The sequence below is a fragment of the Azospirillum sp. UENF 112521 genome (assembly GCF_058780665.1).
Genome location: NZ_JBSNCI010000009.1, coordinates 133,072 through 153,905 on the forward strand (window position 1 = coordinate 133,072; position 20,834 = coordinate 153,905).

19 protein-coding genes are annotated in these 20,834 nt (G+C 68.3%); 11 read left to right on the top strand and 8 right to left on the bottom strand.

Annotated elements, in window-relative coordinates; all coding sequences use genetic code 11:
- Positions 1-17 precede the first annotated feature (17 nt).
- Positions 18-896 (bottom strand): GNAT family N-acetyltransferase, encoded by an 879-nt coding sequence (locus ACWPN8_RS32180; RefSeq protein WP_492243752.1) that lies wholly within the window; start codon positions 894-896, stop codon positions 18-20.
- 578 nt (positions 897-1,474) lie between these two features.
- Between ACWPN8_RS32180 and ACWPN8_RS32185 the strand changes: the two genes are divergently transcribed.
- Complete coding sequence (locus ACWPN8_RS32185) at positions 1,475-2,764, top strand: O-antigen ligase family protein (RefSeq protein ID WP_492243753.1); 1,290 nt, start codon at positions 1,475-1,477, stop codon at positions 2,762-2,764.
- Positions 2,761-3,699 carry a glycosyltransferase family 9 protein gene (locus tag ACWPN8_RS32190; RefSeq protein ID WP_109448751.1) on the top strand — a complete coding sequence of 313 codons (939 nt, stop codon included), beginning with the start codon at positions 2,761-2,763 and terminating at the stop codon, positions 3,697-3,699. Before ACWPN8_RS32185 ends, ACWPN8_RS32190 begins: the two co-directional genes overlap by 4 nt.
- A 13-nt stretch (positions 3,700-3,712) precedes the next feature.
- Here ACWPN8_RS32190 and ACWPN8_RS32195 read toward each other — a convergent pair whose 3' ends face one another.
- Positions 3,713-5,332 carry a hypothetical protein gene (locus tag ACWPN8_RS32195; protein ID WP_492243754.1) on the bottom strand — a complete coding sequence of 540 codons (1,620 nt, stop codon included), beginning with the start codon at positions 5,330-5,332 and terminating at the stop codon, positions 3,713-3,715.
- A 243-nt stretch (positions 5,333-5,575) separates the two neighbouring features.
- Here ACWPN8_RS32195 and ACWPN8_RS32200 point away from each other — a divergent pair, with 243 nt between their 5' ends.
- Positions 5,576-6,079 (top strand): DUF2934 domain-containing protein, encoded by a 504-nt coding sequence (locus tag ACWPN8_RS32200; RefSeq protein WP_199237646.1) that lies wholly within the window; start codon positions 5,576-5,578, stop codon positions 6,077-6,079.
- Between the two features lie 80 nt (positions 6,080-6,159).
- Positions 6,160-6,504 (top strand): four-helix bundle copper-binding protein, encoded by a 345-nt coding sequence (locus tag ACWPN8_RS32205; RefSeq protein WP_109448755.1) that lies wholly within the window; start codon positions 6,160-6,162, stop codon positions 6,502-6,504.
- A gap of 14 nt (positions 6,505-6,518) precedes the next feature.
- Here ACWPN8_RS32205 and ACWPN8_RS32210 read toward each other — a convergent pair whose 3' ends face one another.
- The 3 genes from ACWPN8_RS32210 to ACWPN8_RS32220 are packed head-to-tail and all read right to left on the bottom strand — an operon-like array spanning position 6,519 to position 9,680.
- On the bottom strand, positions 6,519-8,063 hold the full coding sequence (locus ACWPN8_RS32210; protein WP_109448758.1) for a DHA2 family efflux MFS transporter permease subunit: 1,545 nt from the start codon (positions 8,061-8,063) through the stop codon (positions 6,519-6,521).
- Positions 8,064-8,096: 33 nt separating this feature from the next.
- Entirely contained in the window at positions 8,097-9,221 is a 1,125-nt protein-coding gene (locus tag ACWPN8_RS32215; RefSeq protein ID WP_492243755.1) for an HlyD family secretion protein, read from the bottom strand.
- Between the two features lie 33 nt (positions 9,222-9,254).
- Positions 9,255-9,680 (bottom strand): MarR family winged helix-turn-helix transcriptional regulator, encoded by a 426-nt coding sequence (locus tag ACWPN8_RS32220; RefSeq protein ID WP_492243756.1) that lies wholly within the window; start codon positions 9,678-9,680, stop codon positions 9,255-9,257.
- Between the two features lie 305 nt (positions 9,681-9,985).
- Here ACWPN8_RS32220 and ilvD point away from each other — a divergent pair, with 305 nt between their 5' ends.
- Together ilvD and ACWPN8_RS32230 are read left to right on the top strand one after the other, a co-directional pair.
- Entirely contained in the window at positions 9,986-11,851 is a 1,866-nt protein-coding gene (gene ilvD / locus ACWPN8_RS32225) for a dihydroxy-acid dehydratase (protein ID WP_492243757.1), read from the top strand.
- A 237-nt stretch (positions 11,852-12,088) separates the two neighbouring features.
- Positions 12,089-15,166, top strand: coding sequence for an ATP-binding protein (locus ACWPN8_RS32230; RefSeq protein ID WP_492243758.1), 3,078 nt, complete (start codon positions 12,089-12,091; stop codon positions 15,164-15,166).
- Positions 15,167-15,205: 39 nt separating this feature from the next.
- Here ACWPN8_RS32230 and ACWPN8_RS32235 read toward each other — a convergent pair whose 3' ends face one another.
- Positions 15,206-15,493 carry a ribbon-helix-helix domain-containing protein gene (locus ACWPN8_RS32235; protein ID WP_492243759.1) on the bottom strand — a complete coding sequence of 96 codons (288 nt, stop codon included), beginning with the start codon at positions 15,491-15,493 and terminating at the stop codon, positions 15,206-15,208.
- A gap of 156 nt (positions 15,494-15,649) precedes the next feature.
- Between ACWPN8_RS32235 and ACWPN8_RS32240 the strand changes: the two genes are divergently transcribed.
- The 5 genes from ACWPN8_RS32240 (at position 15,650) to ACWPN8_RS32260 (ending at position 19,261) form a co-directional block, all read left to right on the top strand.
- A complete protein-coding gene (locus ACWPN8_RS32240; RefSeq protein ID WP_109048258.1) occupies positions 15,650-15,847 on the top strand; it encodes a hypothetical protein in 198 nt (65 codons plus the stop codon).
- Between the two features lie 117 nt (positions 15,848-15,964).
- Complete coding sequence (locus tag ACWPN8_RS32245) at positions 15,965-17,236, top strand: YcaO-like family protein (RefSeq protein ID WP_492243760.1); 1,272 nt, start codon at positions 15,965-15,967, stop codon at positions 17,234-17,236.
- On the top strand, positions 17,233-17,985 hold the full coding sequence (locus tag ACWPN8_RS32250; protein WP_109448771.1) for a TfuA-like protein: 753 nt from the start codon (positions 17,233-17,235) through the stop codon (positions 17,983-17,985). The genes ACWPN8_RS32245 and ACWPN8_RS32250 overlap by 4 nt, the downstream gene beginning before the upstream one ends.
- A gap of 77 nt (positions 17,986-18,062) precedes the next feature.
- Positions 18,063-18,773 (top strand): Crp/Fnr family transcriptional regulator, encoded by a 711-nt coding sequence (locus ACWPN8_RS32255; RefSeq protein WP_109448773.1) that lies wholly within the window; start codon positions 18,063-18,065, stop codon positions 18,771-18,773.
- A 107-nt stretch (positions 18,774-18,880) separates the two neighbouring features.
- Positions 18,881-19,261 carry a ribbon-helix-helix domain-containing protein gene (locus tag ACWPN8_RS32260; RefSeq protein ID WP_109448775.1) on the top strand — a complete coding sequence of 127 codons (381 nt, stop codon included), beginning with the start codon at positions 18,881-18,883 and terminating at the stop codon, positions 19,259-19,261.
- A 108-nt stretch (positions 19,262-19,369) separates the two neighbouring features.
- Here ACWPN8_RS32260 and ACWPN8_RS32265 read toward each other — a convergent pair whose 3' ends face one another.
- Both ACWPN8_RS32265 and ACWPN8_RS32270 read right to left on the bottom strand, forming a co-directional pair.
- Positions 19,370-20,158, bottom strand: a complete 789-nt coding sequence (locus tag ACWPN8_RS32265) for a 3-hydroxybutyrate dehydrogenase (RefSeq protein WP_109448777.1) — start codon at positions 20,156-20,158, stop codon at positions 19,370-19,372.
- Positions 20,159-20,164: 6 nt separating this feature from the next.
- Positions 20,165-20,818: a 3-oxoacid CoA-transferase subunit B gene (locus ACWPN8_RS32270; RefSeq protein ID WP_098735836.1), complete on the bottom strand. Its 654-nt coding sequence runs from the start codon at positions 20,816-20,818 to the stop codon at positions 20,165-20,167.
- Between the last annotated feature and the right edge of the window lie 16 nt (positions 20,819-20,834).

The window sequence follows — 20,834 nt, forward strand, 5'->3', positions numbered from 1 at the left end:
CGCCGCCCACAAGGGAATCACCCCAACTCGAAGCTCGTGATTCCGAACACCCGCCCCAGCCCGGTCGCTGGAGCCGGCCCAAGATACATCCGCGCCGTCTCGAACTGCGGCGACAGCCCCAATTCCTCCGCCAGCCGCACCCCTGCCGCGTTCGGTTCCGGCACGTCGAGGAACACCGGGCCGACCCTGCTCCCGGCCCCGGCCGCCCGACCCAGCGCCAGCAGCAGATCCCGCGCGATCCTCGCGTCCGCGGCATAGAGCGGGCCGATCTTCCAGCCGTCATGGCAGGGCCGGATCACCCCGAAGCCCGTCACATCGCCGTCCCCCACCGCCGCCAGCGCCGTCGCACCGGGAAGGGCAACCCAGTTGGCGAGGAAGCCGGGGCGGGGCGCCGGGAACAGCGCGGCATCCAACGCCGTCAACCGGTCGAAGGGCACCGTCCGGGCGTCCACCAGCCTCGTCCCGCCGCCCCCATCCCCCGGCAGAACGCCGCCGAAACGGATGTTGCGGTGGGACAGGGCGAAGCCGGATTTGCGGTAATTGTCCTGTTGGGCGACGACGCCGTCGAGCCCGACGGTGCAGCCCTCCAGATGGCGCAGCCCCGCCTGCCACAGCGTCCAGCCATAGCCGCGCCCGCGCGCCTCCGGCCGCACGATATAGAAGCCGAGGAAGCCGAAATTCCCCGGATAGCGGACCACCGACAGCGAAGCGACCGGCTGGCCGTCCAGCAGCCCGACCAGGAAGCCGGCCGGATCGACGGCATGGAAGGCGCCGGCATCGTGCAGGCCGGGGTTCCACCCTTCCAGCCGCGCCCAGTCGACCGCCAGATCCAGGTCGGCCCGGCTCATTACACGGACCCGATAGCCGTCGGTCCCCTGCGCCCCGCTGCGTTCCATCTCCGCCCCCTTCGCCCCTATGGAACAGAGCGTAACGCAATCCACGGCGTGCTGGGAGCCACCCAGCGACACGACCAAGATCCCCTCTCCCCCGGGGAGAGGGGGCAACCCCGATTTTCATCCACCCTTTCCCCAAGCCGCGACAACCATGATAGGACTATCATCCTTGCTACTGCCGGCCAGGAGCCGCCATGCCGCGCCGGACGCCGTTCACCCGATCTGCGTTTCCCGCCAATGCCTTCACCCTTGGTGAGACAGTGGAACACACCCGGATTTCTGTTCCACGCTGTTTCAAACCGTCAGCCCGCCCCGCGTCCCCCGGTACTGCCCCCGCTCCGCATGAAAGAGGTGAACACGATCCGAATTCCTGTTCCACGCTGTTTCAAACCGTCAGCCCGGCCGCACCCTCCGGCACCGCCCCGACGGCGGATGAAACAATGGAACAGCCCCCGGATCCCTGTTCCACGCCGTTACACGCCTCCCATAGGGCGCCCGGCCGCCACCGACCGCGCGCCGTTGCTTTCGGGGCGGGAGTGCGGTTAAGTCGCCGCCGGTTTCCGCTGATCCGCGTCAAGGTCATGCCCGTCAAGTCCCTGGACGCCACCGCGTCGCGCCCCGCTCCCCCAGTTCCCCGCCCGTCTCCCGCCGGCCGCGGGGTCGATGCCGTGCTGCACGGTGTGGCCGGGGCCGCCGCCCTGGTGCTGGGGCCGCTGGCAGCACTCGCCCCGCGCGGGCTGCCGGTCTGGGCCATCCTCGTGCTGGTGCTGTCGCTCGCCGGTTTGGCCCGGCGCGGGGCCTTCGGGCGCATCCTGCGCCTCACGCCGCCGGTCGCCGCCGTCGGCGCCTTCCTTCTCCTGGCCCTGGCCTCCACCCTGTGGAGCCCGTCGGACCGCGCGCTCGCGACGGTGCTGGAGATCGGCTACATCGCGCTCGGTGCGCTGGCCGGCGGCGCCTGGATCGCCGGGCTGCCGGCGGCCGACGCGCGGCGGCTGGCCGGGCTGTTCCTGGCCGGCGGGCTGGCCGGCGGGCTGCTGTTCGCGGTGGAGGCGGCGCTGGACTTCCCGCTGAACCGCTGGTGGAACAGCGTGCCCGACGACCAGCTGCCCAACCTGCTGAACGGCAATGTGCCGAAGCGGACGGCGGCGCTGCTCTGCCTGCTGGTCTGGCCCGCCGCCCTGGCGGTGGACCGCTTCGGGCGCAAGGCGCTGGCCCTGCTGGTGCCGGTCGGCTATGCGCTGGCCTGCCTGCCGCTGACCAGCCGGTCGGCCATGCTGGGCATCGCCGCCGGGCTGGTCACGCTCGCCGCCGCCCGCGCCTCCGCCAAATGGACCCGCCGGCTGTTCAGCACCGCGGTCACTGCCGCCTTCCTGCTGGTGCTGCCCGCCGCCCTGCTGTTCTCCGGCCCGCTCGACCTCGACCATTCCGGCCTGCTGTTCCGCTCCGCCCAGCACCGGGTGGAGATCTGGGGCCATGCGGCGGAGCGCGCGCTGCGCACGCCGGTGTTCGGCCAGGGCATCGACGCCTCGCGCTCCCTGCCGCCGGAAGGGGCGGTGTCGGAATTCTCGCCGATCGGCGACAGCCTGCTGCCGCTGCATCCCCACAACGCCTTCCTCCAGCTCTGGCTGGAGACCGGGGCGGTCGGGGCGGCGCTGGCGCTGGCGGCGATGCTGCTGCTGCTGGCCGCCACCGCCCGGCTGGAGCGCCGCGACCAGCCCTTCGCGCTGGCGCTGTTCGCCACGGCGATGGCGATGGGCAGCACCGCCTACGGCATCTGGCAACCCTGGTGGATGGCAGGCTTCCTGTCCGCGGCGCTGATGCTGCGGCTGGCGACCCGCATCGGGGCCCCTATCGGGAACAAGACACGATGAGCAAGCGCCCGCTCCGCATCCTGGTCATCAAGCTGGGCGCCTTCGGCGACTTCTTCCTGGCCCAGACCGCCTTCGCCGCCATCCGCCGCCACCATGCCGGCGACCGGCTGACCCTGCTGACCCTGCCCTCGCTCGCCCCGCTCGCCCGGATGAGCGGGCTGTTCGACGAGGTGCTGGAGGACCCGCGCGACCGTTCGCTGTCGGCCTATCTGGCGATCCGCCGGGCCTTGCGCGCCCAGCGCTTCGACCGCGTCTACGATCTCCAGGCGCAGACGCGCACCGACCTCTATCACCGGCTGCTGTTCCCCGGCCCCTGGCCGGAATGGTCGGGCACCGCCCGCGGCGCCTCGCATCCCGACCGCTACGAAGGCCGGCGCAAGGTGCCGGTGCGCGACCGCTATGTCCGCCAGCTCGCTCCCTTCGGCATCGTCCCGGACGAGACGCCGGACCTGTCCTGGCTCGATGCCGACATCGCCAAGTTCGGTCTGCCGGAGCGCTTCGCCCTGCTGGTCCCCGGCTCCTCCCCCGGACGGCCGGACAAGCGCTGGCCGGCCCGCCGCTATGCCGAGGTGGCGGCGGCGCTGGCCGAGCGCGGCATCGTGCCGGCGGTGATCGGCACCGGCATCGAGCGCGACCTCGCCCGCGTGATCGCCGAGACCTGCCCGCAGGCGGTCGACCTCACCGACCGCACCAGCGTGCCGGAGCTGGGCGGGCTGGCGCGCCGGGCCTGGGGGGCGGTCGGCAACGACACCGGCCCGACCCACCTGATCGCCGCCGTCGGCTGCCCCACCGTCGTGGTGTTCTCCGACGCCTCCAACCCGATCCACAGCACCGGCCCGCGCGTGCTGATCCACCACCGTCCCGACTTCAACGACATCGACAGCGCCGGCGTGGTCGAGGCACTCGACCGCGCGCGGACCCTGGGAGGTTCCTAACGGCAGAAGGGACTTAATGACAGAAGGGAAACGGCGCCACCTTGGGCATGTAGACCGGGATCCACTCGCAATGGGTCGCCGGGTTCGGCAGCTTGCGGGTTTCGATGACCGGCCAGGCATGGGCCGCGACCACCACCAGCGCCACGCCCGCCAGGATCCAGCGCCGCGGCCTCGCCCGCTCCAGCAACCCCGGCATCCGCGCCAGCACCCAGGCGGCGGACAGGATCGCCAGCGGGTCGGTGTAGGCGGCATAGGCGCGCTGGAAGCCGCGCAGCGAGAACAGCGACTCCAGCCCCCAGGCGACCAGCAGCAGGAACAGCGCCTGCACCGCCGCCAGCCGCTCTCCCCGCCGCCACAGCACCACCGCACCGGCCAGCGCGAACCACTCGACGACGATGGTCTGCGGGATGTTGTCGGGGTGCAGGACGATGGTGCGGATCGCCAGCGTCCGGCCGATGCCGGCCAGCAGCAGCCCGAGCGTCCCCTGCCCGACCACATTCCCCTGGCCCTGAAGCTCCGCCCCGTGCCGCCAGGAGGAGAAGACGAACATATGCTCGACGAAGTTCGCCACGGCGATGGCGTTCTGCTCGTTCCAGCGGATGTCGAGCGCCAGCAGCCCGGCCGCCAGCCCCAGCAGCACCGCCGCCGCCCCGGCCACCACGCGGGCCACCGGCACCCGGTGGACCGCCGCATGGACCAGGATGCCGACCAGCACCCAGCCGGCGACGATGCTCTGATAGCCGCCGCCCGACAGCCCGCCGCCAACGGGAGTATACGGATAGACCGCCCGCCCCCAGCCGGCCAGCCCGGCCTGGATCAGCCCGAAGGCCGGCACCGCCGCGGCCACCGCCATCAGCCCGACCAGCGCGGCAACGCCCCAGCCCTTTTCCGGCACGGCCTCCGCCGGCCGCCCGAACAGGATCGCCGCCACCGGCAGCCCCATCGCCAGGAAGACCGCCTGCACCTTGGTCACCATGGCCAGCCCGACCAGCAACCCGCCCAGCGCCAGTTGCAGCAGCGATGCGCCGCCGCACGGCTTGCCGTCCGCCGGCCGCACCGCCCGCAGGACCAGCAGCAGCCCCAGCACGACGAAACCGGCCGACAGCAGGTCGGTGCGCATCTGCCGCCCCTGCGCCGTCAGCCCGACGCCGAAGGCCAGCAGGATGCCGGCCAGCAGCGCCACCCGCCGGTCCTCCACCAGCCCGCGCAGCAGCGTGGCATAGCTGACGGCGAAGGCGGCGGTCAGCAGGATCGACAGCGCCCGCCCGGCCTGGACCAGCGACTGCCAAACGGCTTCGGTCGCCGCGACGTCGCTGCCCGGCGGCAGGGCCGACAGGCTGGCGACCGGCAGCAGCCCAACCGCATGCAGCAGCCGGTACCAGACGTCGATCACCAGGAAATAGCCGTAGCCGGGATGGTCGAAATACTCCTGCGAGAGCCCGTCGCCGAACAGCAGCCCGTGATAGGCCAGCACCAGATCCTGATCGGAATGCACCCAATAGGGCAGACGGAACCCGACCAGCAGGACCGACAGCGCCATCGCCGCCGCCAGCCCGGCGCACAGCAGCCACCAAGGCGCCGCCGCGACGCGGTCGAGCAGGGAGGGACGGGCGGCGGAGGGTGCAGGCATCATGATTGGCACGGCTCACGGTTCAGGTCGGCCGCCTTGTGGCACGGAACAGGCCGGTTGGGAACCATCTCCCGTTTCCCCTGGGAACCAGACGCTTGCTCCGGTGTTGCCCTCATGGAACGGCGGAGTCGGGAGTCTCCGCCTCTTTCGTGGTGCCTCGCACGAGTGGCTTTGCAACGTTGGCGGGTCGCTGCCACAAAATACGGTATGGCAGACCCGCCGGGCAGACGATTGCCGGACAGACACATGGGGAACTCGATGGCCGATACCGACGATATCCAGGAGCGTATCCGACGCCGTGCCCACGAGTTGTGGGAGAGCGAGGGCCGTCCGCACGGCCGCGACTCCGACCATTGGACCCAGGCCGAGGCGGAGGTTCGCGGCGCCGGTGCGCTGGAGCCGACCGGCAAGGTCGCCGGCTCGCGCAAGAAGCCTTCCAGCTCCAAGGCCGCCGGCAAGAGCACCCGTGCCGCCGCCGAATCCCTGTCGGAAGTCGCGAGCGCCCCGGCGGAGAGCGCCAAATCCGAAGCGGCCAAGCCGGCGAAGGCCAAGCCGGCCGCTGCCTCCAAAGCGACTGCCTCGAAGCCGAAGGCCGATGCCGCTCCGGCCGAGCAGGCCGCCTCCGTCAAGGCTCCGGCAAAAACCACCGCCAAGGCGGCGCCCACCAAGTCCACAACCGCAAAGACTCCGGCTGCAAAGCCCCCGCGCAGCTCGAAGAAGGACGGCGGCAAGAGCGCCACCGCCGGCTGATCCAGCCTCCCTTGCCGGAACCCAGCGGCCCCGGAGCCGGTTGTCAGGTAATCCCTGCACTCTTCTCCGGAGGAACCGTCATGGCCGGCACGCCGTCGATGGACGACTGCATCCGCAACTGCACCGATTGCCACACGGTCTGCCTGGAAACCGTATCGCACTGCCTGACCAAGGGCGGTGCGCATGCGGAGGCCGGGCATGTCCGCCTGCTGCTGGACTGCGTCGACATCTGCCGCACCAGCGCGGATTTCATGATCCGCGGCTCCCGCTTCCACCATCTAACCTGCGGCGCCTGCGCCGAGATCTGTGCGGCCTGCGCCGACCAGTGCGACCGCATGGCCGACGACGCCATGATGAAGCGCTGCGCCGAGATGTGCCGCCGCTGCGCCGAAAGCTGCCGGGCGATGTCGAGCATGGCCGCCTGACCGGAGCGGCGCCCCTACTCCATCACCGCCGCTTCCTCCGGCGCCGGGGCTCCCGCCTTCGGCCGCCGGAGCAGCAGCAGCATCGGGATGACCAGCAGGGCGACATACATCATCAGCTTGAAGTCGTCGATGTAGGCGATCATCGCCGCCTGCTGCGTGACCTGGGCATTCAGCATCGCCAGCGCCTCGGGCGTGGCGGTCACCTGCTCCGTCATCATCTGGGAGAAGGGCGTCAGGTGAGCGGCGAGGCTGGCGTGGTTGATCTGGGTGTTCTGCGACAGCAGGGTCATCACCACCGAGATGCCGACGCTGCTGCCCAGGTTGCGGACCAGGCTGAACAGGCTGGCGGCATCGGTGCGCAGCCGCGGCTCCAGCGTGGCGAAGGCGATGGTGCTGAGCGGCACGAACACCAGCCCCAGGCCCAGCCCCTGCACCACGCCGCTGATGATGATCGGCTCGCGGTCCATCACGATGGTGAAGCCGGTCATGGACCACAGCGACCAGCTGGTCAGCAGCACGCCGGCCAGGATCAGCAGCCGCGCATCCACCCGGCGCACCAGCCGCCCCACCATCAGCATCGAGATCATCGTGCCGACGCCGCGCGGCGCCAGCACCAGCCCGGTGGTGACCGTCGGGTAGCCCAGCAGGTTCTGCAGCATCGGCGGCAGCAGCGCCATGGTCGCCAGCAGGATGACACCGATCACAAAGATCAGGACCAGCCCGGTGACGAAATTGCGGTCGCGCAAGAGCGCCGGGTCGATGAAGGGCTCGGTCTTCGTGTTGCCATGGGCGGTGGCGATGTGGATGGCGAAAACCCAGAAGGCGCAGGCGGCCAGGGCCGTCTCGATCCAGATCTCGGTCGCACCGAACCAGTCCAGCTGCTCGCCGCGGTCCAGCAGCATCTGGAAGGCGCCGACCGCCAGCCCCAGCATGGCGAAGCCGAAGAAATCGAAGCTGCGGATGCGCCCCTTGGTCTCGTGCAGGAAGACCGCCATGCCGGCGAAGGCCAGCAGCCCGACCGGCAGGTTGATGTAGAAGACCCAGCGCCAGCTGAAGCTGTCGGTCAGCCAGCCGCCCAGCGTCGGGCCGGCGATGGGACCGACCATGATACCGGCCCCCCAGAGCGCCATCGCCTGCCCGTGCCGCTCCTTCGGGTTGATGTCGAGCAGCACCGACTGCGACAGCGGCACCAATGCCGCGCCGAAGACGCCCTGCACCAGCCGGAAGGCCACCATCTGCGTCAGGCTGCCGGCCAGCCCGCACAGCACCGACGCCGCCGTGAAGCCCGCCACCGCGATCAGGAACAGGCGCTTGCGCCCGAACCGGTCCGCCATCCAGCCGGTGGCCGGTGTCGCGATGGCCGCCGCGACGATGTAGGAGGTCAGCACCCAGGTGATGGTGTCCTGCGCCGCCCCCAGGCTGCCCTGCATGCTGGGAAGCGCGACGTTGGCGATGGTGGTGTCCAGCACCTGCATGATGGTGGCGAGCATGATCGACACGGTGATCATGCCGCGATGCTTCACCTCATGCGGGGCTACGGAGGATTGGCTGGCGGCCATGGGATGCCTGCGGATGATGGATGCGTGGTTGCCTTACCGGATCGCCGCGACCGCGTTTCCGATGGCGCCCGGCAACGGCCGGCTGTGGTGGGTGTCGACCTCCACCTCGGCGCTGAGGCCGGTGCGCAGCGGCACGGGCTCGCCCTCCGGCCGGTCGATGCGGAGGCGGACCGGCACCCGCTGCACCACCTTCACCCAGTTGCCGGTGGCGTTCTGGGCGGGCAGGACCGAGAATTCCGATCCGGTGCCGGCGCCGATGCTCTCGACATGGGCGGTCAGGGTGCGGCCGGAATAGGCATCCAGCACCACCGTCGCGGTCTGGCCGACCGCCATGTGGGTCAGGTCGGTTTCCTTGAAATTGGCCTCGACCCAGCTCGACCCGCTCATCACCAAGCTGACCGCCGACAGCCCGACCGAGGCATATTGCCCGACCAGAAGCCGGTCGGTCTGGCTCACCACGCCGTCGGCCGGCGCCGCCACCACCGTGTGGTCTAGGTCGCGCTGCGCCGATGCCTTCTTCGCCAGCGCCTCCAGCACCGTCGGATGGCGGTCGGTGGGGATTTCGGGATCGCCGCCAAGGGCGGCGCGGGCGCTGATCACCGCCTGCTTCTCCGTGTTCAGATCCTGCTGGGCCGCCATCAGGTCGTGGCGCACCGAATCGTAGGTGGCCCGCGCGGCGACGCCGGTCTTCAGCAGATCCTGCTGGCGCTGGAACTCGCGCTGCTCGAAGGAGACCTTCTCCTCCGCCGCGGCCTGCTTGGCCTGCGCCTCGCCCAGGTCGGCGCGCAGCTGTTCCACCTTCAGCCGGGCAGAGGCGAGTGCCGCATCGGCCTGCTGCAAGGCCAGCCGGTAGGGCTCGTCATCGATGCGGAACAGCAGGTCGCCGCGATGGACCTGCTGGTTCTCATGCACCGCCACCTCGACGATGCGGCCGGAGATATCCGGGCTGATCGTCACCTTGTCCTGCTGGACATAGGCATTGTCGGTCGAGACATAACGTCCGCCCACAACATATTCATAGCCGCCGCCGACCGCCACCAGCAGCGGCAGGGCGGCCATCAGCAGCCAGCGGCGCCAGCGCGTCCGTCGGATGGGCTTGGCTGCCGGATTCTGAGCATCCGGGCGGGTATCGGTATCGCGGTCGGTCACGGCGGTCATGGCGGTCGGGTCCCGAAGAAAAAGGCGGGGTCGTCAGGCTTTGGCGGCGATCTTTTCAGCGGCGGTCTTCGCGGGCGGTTCCGCCCGGCGGTCGGAAAGGTTGGCGCGCATGTGGGCCAGCATCCCGACCAGCATGGCTTCGGCATCGGGCGGCAGGCCGGTGAGCGCCTCCGCATAGAGCCCGGCGGCGAGCGCCCGGCCCTGCTCCAGCACCGCATGCGCCTTCGGCGTCAGGTGCGGCAGCCGGGCGCGCCGGTCGGTCGGATCGGTGCGGCGTTCGATCCAGCCGCCCTCCTCCATGCGGTCGATCTGCCGGCAGAGCGTGATCGGCTCGATCTCCAGCAGGTCGGCCAGCGCCGCCTGCTTGATCCCCTCGTTCCGCGCCAGCGTGGCGATCACCGACCATTGTGCGCGGGTCAGGCCGAGATGGCGGGCGCGCTGGTCGAAACGGACGCGCATCAAGCGCGCCGTGTCGGTCAAAACGGCGCCCAGACTCGTCGAATGGGCATTTGCGGAGCGGGGATCGGCAGGGGAGGACATCGGCGGATCGTAAGCTTGCTTATTGGTTCCTCAAAACTAATAAGCAAGCTTATCATCGGCAATCCTCGCGGCGTGCATGGCAGGGCCACGTCCGCGTCGCGCCTCCAGCGCCCTGGACGAGATCGCGCCTCTGGCGCGCGCGACAGGAGATTGCTAAGGTGCCCACCCGTTTCGTTCCATTCCTTTCGCCAATTCGCCAAAATCGACCAGCTGAGGACCGATCCATGCCGCACTACCGTTCCCGCACCTCCACCCATGGCCGCAACATGGCGGGCGCGCGCGGCCTGTGGCGGGCAACCGGCATGAAGGACGGCGATTTCGGCAAGCCGATCATCGCCATCGCCAACTCCTTCACCCAGTTCGTCCCCGGCCACGTCCATCTGAAGGATCTGGGCCAGCTGGTGGCGCGCGAGATCGAGAAGGCCGGCGGCGTGGCGAAGGAGTTCAACACCATCGCCGTGGACGACGGCATCGCCATGGGCCATGGCGGCATGCTGTACAGCCTGCCCTCGCGCGAGCTGATTGCCGACGCGGTGGAATACATGGCGAACGCCCATTGCGCCGACGCGCTGGTCTGCATCTCCAACTGCGACAAGATCACGCCCGGCATGCTGATGGCCGCGATGCGCCTGAACATCCCGGCGGTCTTCGTCTCCGGCGGCCCGATGGAGGCCGGCAAGGTCAAGTGGCGCGGCAAGATCAAGTCGGTCGACCTGATCGACGCCATGGTCGCCGCCGCCGATCCGACCGTCTCGGATGAAGAGGCGGCGGAAATGGAGCGCGGCTCCTGCCCGACCTGCGGCTCCTGCTCCGGCATGTTCACCGCCAACTCGATGAACTGCCTGACCGAGGCGCTGGGCCTGTCGCTGCCCGGCAACGGCACCATCCTGGCGACCCACGCCGACCGCAAGGAGCTGTTCCTCGCCGCCGGCCGCATGGCGGTCGATCTCTGCCGCCGCTGGTACCAGGAGGAGGACGCCACCGCCCTGCCGCGCGGCATCGCCACCAAAGAAGCGTTCGAGAACGCGATGACGCTCGACATCGCCATGGGCGGCTCGACCAACACAGTCCTGCACATCCTGGCGGCGGCGCAGGAGGGCGGCATCGATTTCACCATGGAGGACATCGACAGGCTGTCGCGCCGCGTCCCCAATGTCTGCAAGGTCGCTCCCGCCGTGGCCAACGTCCACATCGAGGACGTCCACCGCGCCGGCGGCATCTTCGGCATCCTTGGCGAGTTGGACCGCGCCGGTCTGCTGAACCGCGATACCCCGACCGTCCATGCGCCGTCGCTCGGCGAGGCGCTGGACCGCTGGGATGTGATGCGCACCCAGGACCAGTCCGTCCACACCCTGTATCGGGCCGCCCCCGGCGGCATCCCGACCGTCGTGCCCTTCAGCCAGGAACGCCGCTGGCCTGAGTTGGACCTCGACCGTGAGAAGGGCGTGATCCGCAAGGCCGAGAACGCCTTCAGCCAGGATGGCGGCCTCGCCGTGCTGTACGGCAACATCGCGGAGAACGGCTGCATCGTGAAGACGGCGGGCGTCGACGCCTCCAACCTCGTCTTCGCCGGTCCGGCCCGCGTCTTCGAAAGCCAGGACGATGCCGTCGCCGGCATCCTGGGCGACGTGGTCAAGGCTGGCGAGGTGGTGGTCATCCGCTACGAGGGCCCGCGCGGCGGTCCCGGCATGCAGGAAATGCTGTACCCGACCAGCTATCTGAAGTCGAAGGGGCTGGGCAAGGCCTGCGCGCTGGTGACCGACGGCCGTTTCTCCGGCGGGACGTCCGGCCTGTCGATCGGCCACGTCTCTCCGGAAGCAGCCCAGGGCGGCGCCATCGGGCTGGTGCAGGATGGCGACCGCATCGAGATCGACATTCCCAACCGCATCATCCGTCTCGCCGTCGACGACCAGGAGATGCAGCGCCGCCGCGACGCGATGAACGCCAAGGGCATGGATGCCTGGAAGCCCGTCAACCGCGACCGTCTGGTTTCCCCGGCTCTCCGCGCCTACGCCGCCCTGACCACCAGTGCCGACCGCGGCGCCGTGCGTGACGTGACCCAGGTGGAGAATATCGCCGTCCGCCGCTGACATGGTTTAGGCAACGGGCGCCGGCAGCGCCGCAATCAGGCACAACGAACATTCATCACAAGTAACAATCAAAGCGCCGCGCAAGTCGCGGCGCTTTCTTTTTGCCAGGAATTACATACACAGATATGTTACTTTCCGTTGGCGGGAAAATCTTCGGGTGTCGCATCGCTCGGATGTTCGCAAAATTCGAAATGCATGCTCTAATATGCCAACGCGAATTCCGCGAGGGGGGCGGACGTGGCGGACACCATGTTGGGCGCAGCGACGGACGAAGGCCGTCCCTGGCAGGAGGCATCTCGCCTGCCGGGCGATAAGCCGCGCGAACGCAAGGTCGTCACGGCGATGTTCGTCGACATCGTCCGTTCCTCCGCCATGGTGGCAGGCCGCGATCCCGAGGATGCGGACGATCTGCTCCTTTCGATCCTGAACCGTGTGACGGAGGCTGTGCCGCGTTTCGAAGGCACGGTGACCCAGATGCTGGGTGACGGCTTCCTGGCGACCTTCGGCGCCCCCGGCGCCAAGGAGGACCATGCACTGCGCGCCTGCCTTGCCGCCCAGGACATCCTCAGCGCCACCCGCGACGAACAGGGACGGCCTCTCTTCCACATCCGCATCGGCATCAGTTCGGGTGACGTCGTCGCCCATGTGGTGACCAATGGGCTGTGGACCGACTATCGCGCGGTCGGCGAGTGCGTGCATATGGCCGCCAAGCTGCAGCAGCGCGCGGCTTCCGACACCGCACAGCTCAGCCGGGACACGCTGGACCTGATCCCGGTCGGGGTGGCCGCGCGCCCGATGGGAAGCTTGCGCCTGTCCGACGAGGTGGAGCCGATGCCGGCGTTCCTGCTCGACGGGGCGCGTGCCGTCCGCCGCACCGCCACCGACCTGCTGTCCGCCACCGACGCCCCGCATGTCGGCCGGGAAGAGGAGGTGGCGACCCTGTTCGCCATCGCCGATTCGGTGGAGGCCGGGGCTCCCGCCCAGCTTCTGCTCCAGGGAGAGGCCGGAATCGGCAAGTCCCGCCTCGTCGGCGAGTTCCTGCGCGACCCGCGCAGCCGGCGCTGGACCCTGCTGCAATGGCCGCAGATGCCGATCCGCCGGCTGGCCGATCCCGACGACCTCGAGGCGGTGGCGCTGAGCCTGGCCGAACAGGTGGCCGGCTGCGCCAGCGAGGAAGGCATCGGCTGGGTCTGCGAAGCGGCACGCCGCCGGTCCGGCTCGCTGGCCGGCGATGCCGTGCACGCGCTGTTCGGCCGATCCGGGCTGGATCCGCTGTGGAGCGGCCTGGACGCGGCGCAGCGCCTGTCCCTGGGCATCGAAGGTCTGGTGGGGGCGACGCTGGAACTGGCAGCACCGCTCGGAACCGGCGGTGGAAGCGACTCGGGGGATGGGACGGCGAGTGGAGCAGTGGGACGACCGCTGCTGGTGCTGGTGGAGGACGCCCATTGGGCCCGGCCGGTGATGGTGCGGCTGCTGGACCGGCTGGCCCAGGCGCTGCCGGGGTCGAGGGCTCGCCTGCTGCTGCTCGCCACACGACGGCCTCCCCCGCTGGGACCGGAGTCGGAAGAACGGGGCTGGAGCGGCCGTCCGGGCGGGCGCCGTATCGATCTGGGCATGCTGTCGCCGGATCAGGTGCAAAGGTTCCTGGCACACTGGCTCGGCCCCGACTGGTCGCTGGTGGAGCTGAAGGCCCAGGTCGCCAGCCGCTGCCAGGGCGTTCCGCTCTATCTGGAGGAGGTTCTGCGCACGCTTGAGGCGTCGAACGCCATCGAGGGCACGCCGGGTGCCTACCGGCTGATCGATCCTCTGGTGGTCCACAAGCTGCCGCGCACGCTTCATGCCCTGCTGGCCGAGCGCATGGACATGATGACGCTGGAGCGGCGCCGGCTGCTGATGAATGCAGCCGTGATCGGCACCACCTTCGACGTCGGGCTGCTCCAGGCGCTGACCGGACTGTCCACGCCGGTCCTGTCCGACTCCCTGGCCTATCTGGAGCGCGCCGGCTTCGTGCTGCGCACCCGTCTGCTGCCCAACCTGGAATATTCCTTCAAGCATGCGCTGATCCAGGAAGTCGCCTACGCCACCCTGACCAAGTCCGACCGCCGGGCGCTGCATGCCCGCGTGCTGGAGGCGTTGCGCCACCGCCGCGACCACGACCTGCCGAACCGCCTGGACCTGCTGGCCCACCATGCCTTCATGGCGGAGAACTGGCCGGCCGCGCACCTGTTTGGCCGGCGGGCGGGCGAAAGGGCCGAGGGCCGCTCCAAACTGGAGGACTCCAGCCGGCATTACGCCAACGCCCTGGCCGCGGTGCGGCATCTGCCGGATCATCCAAGGAACACGGCGCGTCAAATCGATCTGCTGATCGCACTTCCGCGGTCGCTGCTGCCGCGCGGATCGATGGGGGTGGACGACCACCTGCAACGGGCCATCGCCATGGCGCGGGAGTCGGGCGACCGCGTCCGCTACGCCCGAGCCTGCTCGATGCTGGCGTCGTTCCTGTGGACTTTCGGCGATCTGGATCAGGGGCTGGCACTTTGCCGGGACGGCTTGTCCGCACTGGACGAGCGGGACGACCGCCGCACCCGCGTCCAGCTTCTGTTCCGGCTGGGCGGCCTGCAAACAGACAAGGGACTTTTCGTCGACGCCCTGGAAACGTTCGAGCTTGGCGCCACCATGCTCACCACATCCCGCCCGCACGACCGCTATGGACTGGCAACCGTCGCACAGGTGCATATGGGCAGCATCGCGGCACGCTGTCTTGCCCAACTGGGACGGGCCGAAGAGGCGGTGGAGGCCGGTCGCCGGTCGGTCGAGATCGCCGAGGAAAGCAATCACCTTTTCTCGAGATTGTTTGCCCTGACGCATCTGGGATGGACGCAGATCATCTGCGGGCACTTGAAAGACAGCGTCCCAGCATTCGAAACCGCATTGTCCATCGGACACGCAATCCATGCTCCGCTGCTGCTGCCGCTGGTCATGGGCGGCATCGGGTATGCGTCGGTCCTGACGGGAGACCGGGAGGCCGGCTTCGCGATGTTCGATCGCAGCTTCGCGCTTTTCCTCCAGCAGGGCGGCGGCAATGGGCGGCTTCACCCGCTTGGGCGCGTTCCTCAGGTCATGATCTGGTATGCCCAGGCGCTCGCTTCCACGGGAAGGCTGGATGAAGCCATGCAAGCCGCACGCAACGGGTTGGAAATTGCCCGCAACACCTCTCAAACGTCACTGGTGGCGCATGCGGGGGGACTGCTGACGACATTCAGCAGTCAAGGTGGGAGAAACGTTCGAACGGAAAAAATGAGACTGGACGCCTAATGAAACCTCAATGAAATCGAAAATTCCTGAGATAATTTTCTAGATCTGGTCTTTTCTCCGAAAATAATCCAACACAAAACTGCGAATTTCGCTGCTCAGCGCAACGCTTTCACAGCGGCGGGCATCAAGTTTTGCGCAGAGTTGCTTGGTCAGAAGCCCCTCGGATTGGGCAATTGCATCCAAGCTATCCCACACTGCATTTTCAAGACGCACGCGCCTTTGGCCGTTTCCAACCGGAACGACACGGACCGACATCGCGGGCCAATCCATCAACCCGGATAAATGGCTGGACCGATCCTCACGACGCTTGCTGACGGTGTTCAGCATTGTATGGAACTCCTTGGCCGTCGCCGTCACGGATACATCCGACTGGCAGTGCCGTGTTATCCCAATGCCAGTGCTCGCAAAGTGAAAAACTTCACAGCGTAAATCAGTTCGAATTCGAAGAAATAGGCACATCACCTCACACCAAGGAGATGCACGATGTCGCTCAACCTGTCCCAGTCCTCGATGATCCGTGGCGCTGATGGCCGTCTGTACAATGTTTCGGCCCAGGGCGTGACCGAGATCGCCGAAATTCAGGCCTCCACGGCCCGCAACCTCGTCCGCTCCGGTGACCGCAGCACCTTCGATGCCGCCGATCATGAAGCCGGTCGCTACAGCATCACCCCGGGCGCCTGATCGGAATCCCGGTACCGGTTTTTGGACCGTGGCCACCAGCACCGATGAGGTGCTGACCGGCCACGGACCCGGGAACAGGACGCCTCTTCGATTTTCCTCCGCCCCGGATCAGTTGCGATGCCCTTCGATCTGCTCGATATCAAAGCCTCCGTTTCGGATGCGGTGAAGGCCCATACGGTCGGCACCCACCGGGTCGTGGCACCCGAACAGACCCTGGCGCGGGTCGCCCCGTTCCTGCCGATCATGGGGATCACCCGGGTCGCAAACGTCACCGGACTGGATGCCGTCGGCATTCCGGTGGTGATGGTGACGCGGCCGAATTCGCGCTCCATCTCGGTGTCGCAGGGCAAGGGAGTGACGCTCGCCGCCGCCAAGGCGTCGGGGGTCATGGAATCGATCGAGAGCTATCACGCCGAACGCATTACCCTGCCGCTGAAGTTCGCCAGCTTCGAAGAGCTGCGCTGGACCCATCCGGTGGTGGATGTCGACCGCCTGCCCCGGCTGTCGACCGGAAGTTTCAATCCCCACAGCCCCATCCTGTGGATCGAGGGTCAGGACCTGCTGAGCGGCGGCCCGAAATGGGTGCCGTTCGAAATGGTCCACCTGAATTTCACCGTGCCGATGGCCCCCGGCCACGGTGCCTTCCTGGCCGGCTCCAACGGTCTGGCATCCGGCAACCACAAGGTCGAGGCGATCAGCCACGCGGTCACCGAACTGGTGGAGCGCGATGCGACCACCCTGTGGCACCTGCAGGAGCCCGCTGCCCAGGTCGCGACCCGCATCGACCTGGACAGCATCGACGATCCGGTCTGCCGCTCGCTGATCGACCGCTTCGAGGCGGCCGGCGTCGCCGTCGGCGTGTGGGAGACCACAAGCGACGTCGGCTTGCCCGCCTTCCTCTGCCGCATCGTCGAACGGGAGGAGCTGCCCCAGCATTCCATCCGCCCGGCCATCGGCATGGGCTGCCACGTGGCGCGCGAGATCGCCCTGTCCCGCGCCCTGACCGAGGCGGCGCAGAGCCGCCTGACCTTCATCGCCGGTGCCCGCGACGACATGCCCCGTGCCGAGTATGAGCGCCACCTCGACCCCGCCCACCATGCCCGCTGGAAGGCGATGATCGTGGAGGGCGTCGGCAGGCGATCCTTCCACCACTGCCCGACCGGCGCCGCGCCCACCATCGAGGCCGATCTCGCCCATCAGCTTGACAGGCTGCGCACCGTCGGCATCGAGGAGGCGGTGGCGGTCGACCTGACCAAGCCGGAATTCGGCATCCCGGTCGTGCGTGTCGTCGTGCCCGGGCTGGAGGGTGCCGACGAATCCCCCGATTACCTGCTGGGCGAACGCGGCCTGCGCGCTCTCGGCAGCCAAGCCATGGAGAAGGCGGCATGAGCGGCATCTATGTCTTCCTGGGCCCCACCCTGCCGCGCGAGGATGCGGCGCTGGAGCTGGACGCCACCTACCTGCCGCCGGTCGCCCAGGGCGACGTTCTGCGGCTGTGCGCCGAAAAGCCAGCGGCCATCGGCATCATCGACGGCTTTTTCGAAAGCGTGCCGTCGGTCTGGCACAAGGAAATCCTCTACGCCATCCACGCCGGCATCCCGGTGTTCGGCGCCTCCAGCATGGGCGCCCTGCGCGCGGCGGAACTGTATCCCTTCGGCATGACCGGCGTCGGCGCCATCTTCGAGGCCTTCCGCGACGGCCGGCTGGAGGACGACGACGAGGTGGCGGTGATCCACGGCCCGGCCGAGCTGGGCTACACCTCCCTGTCGGAGGCGATGGTCAACATCCGCCGCACCCTGTCCGACGCGGTCGCCGACCGGGTGCTGACCGCCGGGACGGCCCTGCGCCTGGAGTCCATCGCCAAGGAACTGCCCTACCGCGAGCGCGGCTATGGCCGGATGCTGCGGCTGGGCGGCGACATCGCCCTGCCGGCTTCCGAACTGGCGGCTTTTCGCGGCTGGCTGCCGCTGGGTCGTTTCGACCAGAAGCGCGAGGACGCCAAGGCGATGCTGCGCGCCATGGCACGCCGGCTGGGCCGCGCGACGAGCGATGATGCGACCACCGAAGCCCGTTTCCATTTTGAACACACCGTCCTGTGGGAACGCGCCCTGCGCGATGCGGCGCCGCTCGCGATGTAAGCGCGTTTTGGCTAGACTGATCGCGCCGGGGTGGCGATGACCGCCAGCCCGGCTCGAAACTGTGTCTGGACGAACGGATGAACGCGCCTGTGGATGTCGCATCGGTGCTGAGGCGCAACCGGCTGCTCGGGGAACTCGATCCCGAGCAGATGGCCGAGATGGTGGCTCTGGGCCGCATGGCACGCTTCGATGCCGACCAGATCATCTTCGACAAGGGCGACCCGGGCGACAGCCTGTTCGCCGTGCTGAAGGGCCAGATCGCCATCCGCACCTCATCGGCGGATGGCAAGACCATGCTGCTGAACATCCTGGAAGCCGGCGATGTCCTGGGCGAGATCGGGCTGATCGACGGCCGGGAACGGACCGCCGCCGCGGTCGCCCTGCGGCCGGTCGAGCTGTTCCGGATCGACCGCGCCGACTTCATCCCCTTCCTGGAGCGTCACCCGCGTCTCTGCACCCGCATGATGATCGTCCTTTGCGACCGGCTGCGCTGGGTGTCGGAGAACATCGAGGACGCCGTGTTCCACGATGTTCCACGCAGGCTCGCGCGCCGGCTGCTGCTGCTGTCGGACAGTTACGGGCAGCCAACCCCCGCCGGTCTGCGGCTGACTTTGCCCCTGTCCCAGGAAGCATTGGCAAACATGCTGGGCGTCACCCGTGAAATGGTGAACAAGTGTCTTGGCGCCCTGCGCAGGACCGGAACAGTGACATATGCCAAAGGTTTTATCGTCATCAACGATGTGGCTTTGCTCAAGGACATGGCCGGAGATCCGGAACGCACCCCCTAGGGGGAATCCTTACATGCCTAAAGTTTTGTTCCCAAAACCGGTTGTGGTCGCGTTATAGTGTTCATGCGTTGGGGGCAATCGCACGGGTAGCACGAGGGCATACGAACATGTCGAGCGTTGGGGACAGCAAATCTCGCATCGATCAATCCACAGGTGCCGCTTCTCTGGCCTCTCGCACGCTGAAATTGTCTGGACGTGACGTTTCGATCCGGCTTGAGCCTTCCTATTGGGAAGGGCTGGAGGAGATCTGCCGGCGGGAAGTTATGACGGTGGACGAGTTGTGCGACGACGTGCGTGACCGCATGGAGCAGCAGGCCCGCCATTCATCACGGTCGGGCGTTTCCCTTGCAAATGCCCTGCGCGTGTTCGTTGTCGGCTATTTCCGGCAGGCGGCGACCGAACGCGGTCACGCCCGCGCCGGCCATGGACAGGGCCGCCCCTTCATCGCGACGCCCTTCGACACGGTTCCGGCCACCAGCGAAACCTGAAACCGGAAAAAAAGCAGCCCCGGAAACGGACCTTTCGATCCGCTCCCGGGACGCTTCGGTGCGCGTCCAGCCCAAGCCGCTTTGGAACCGCTTGGGCCGACGCACCATTTACTGGGCGGTCCAGCCACCATCCATGGTCAGAGCCGCGCCGCGCATGTTGCCGGCGGCCTCGGAGCACAGGAACACCGCCAGTTCGCCCAGTTGTTCCGGCGTGACGAAGGATTTGGACGGCTGCTTCTCGCTGAGCAGTTCGCGTCCAGCCTCCTCCACCGACAGGCCGCGCGTGGCGGCCAGCGCGTCGATCTGCTTCTGCACCAGCGGCGTCAGCACCCAGCCCGGGCAGATGGCATTGCAGGTGATGTTGGTCTCCGCCAGTTCCAGCGCCGTCACCTTGGTCAGGCCGATCACGCCATGCTTGGCGGCGACATAGGCAGACTTGTTGACCGAAGCCACCAGCCCATGGACCGAGGCGATGTTGATGACCCGGCCCCAGCCGCGCGCCTTCATGCCCGGCAGAGCGGCGCGGGTGCCGTGGAAGACGGCCGACAGGTTGATGGCGATCACCGCGTCCCAGCGCTCCACCGGGAAGGTGTCGACCGACGACACATGCTGGATGCCGGCATTGTTGACCAGCACGTCCAGCCGGCCATAGGCCGCCTCGGTGGCGGCGACCATCGCCTCGATCTCCTCCGGCTTCGACATGTCGGCGCCGTTGTGGGCGACGCGCACGCCGAACTCCTTGGACAGCGACTGGCACAGCTCGGCGATGTAGCCGGCATCGCCGAAGCCGTTCAGCATCAGGTCGGCGCCCTGGCCCGCCAGTTGCCGTGCGATCCCAAGGCCGATCCCGCTGGTGGACCCAGTGACGAGCGCAGCCTTCCCCTTCAGATTGGTCATTCTTCTTTATCCTTCGATCGGCATGGAACGGAGGTCCGGGGCGATGATCAGTTCGCACCCGGTGTTGGCGATCACCTGCTCCACCGTGACACCGGGGGCGGTTTCCTTCAAGACGAGGCCGGCGTCGGTCGGTTCGATGACGGCGAGGTCGGTCACCACCAGATCGACCCGGCGGACCGAGGTCAGCGGCAGGGCGCAGCGTTCGACGATCTTCGCCTCGCCCTTGGCGCTGTGCTGCATGGCGACGATCACCCGGCGGGCGCCGGTGACGAGGTCCATCGCGCCGCCCATGCCCGGCACCATCTTGCCCGGCACCATCCAGTTGGCCAGCCGCCCTTCGCGGTCCACCTGCAGGCCGCCCAGCACGGTGACGTCCAGATGGCCGCCGCGGATCAACCCGAAGGAGAAGGCACTGTCGAAGGACGCCGCCCCCGGCAGGGCCGAGATGGGCGAGCCGCCGGCATCGGTCAGGTCGTGGTTTTCCGCCCCGGTGATCGGGCCGGACATGCCGACGATGCCGTTCTCCGACTGGAAGAACACATGGCGGCCAGGGGGGACATAGCGGGCGACCAGGGTCGGCAGGCCGATGCCCAGGTTGACGAGGTCGCCATCCATCAGTTCCAGCGCAACGCGCTTGGCGATCAGGGTCTTTTCATCCATGGCTCTCTACTCCCCG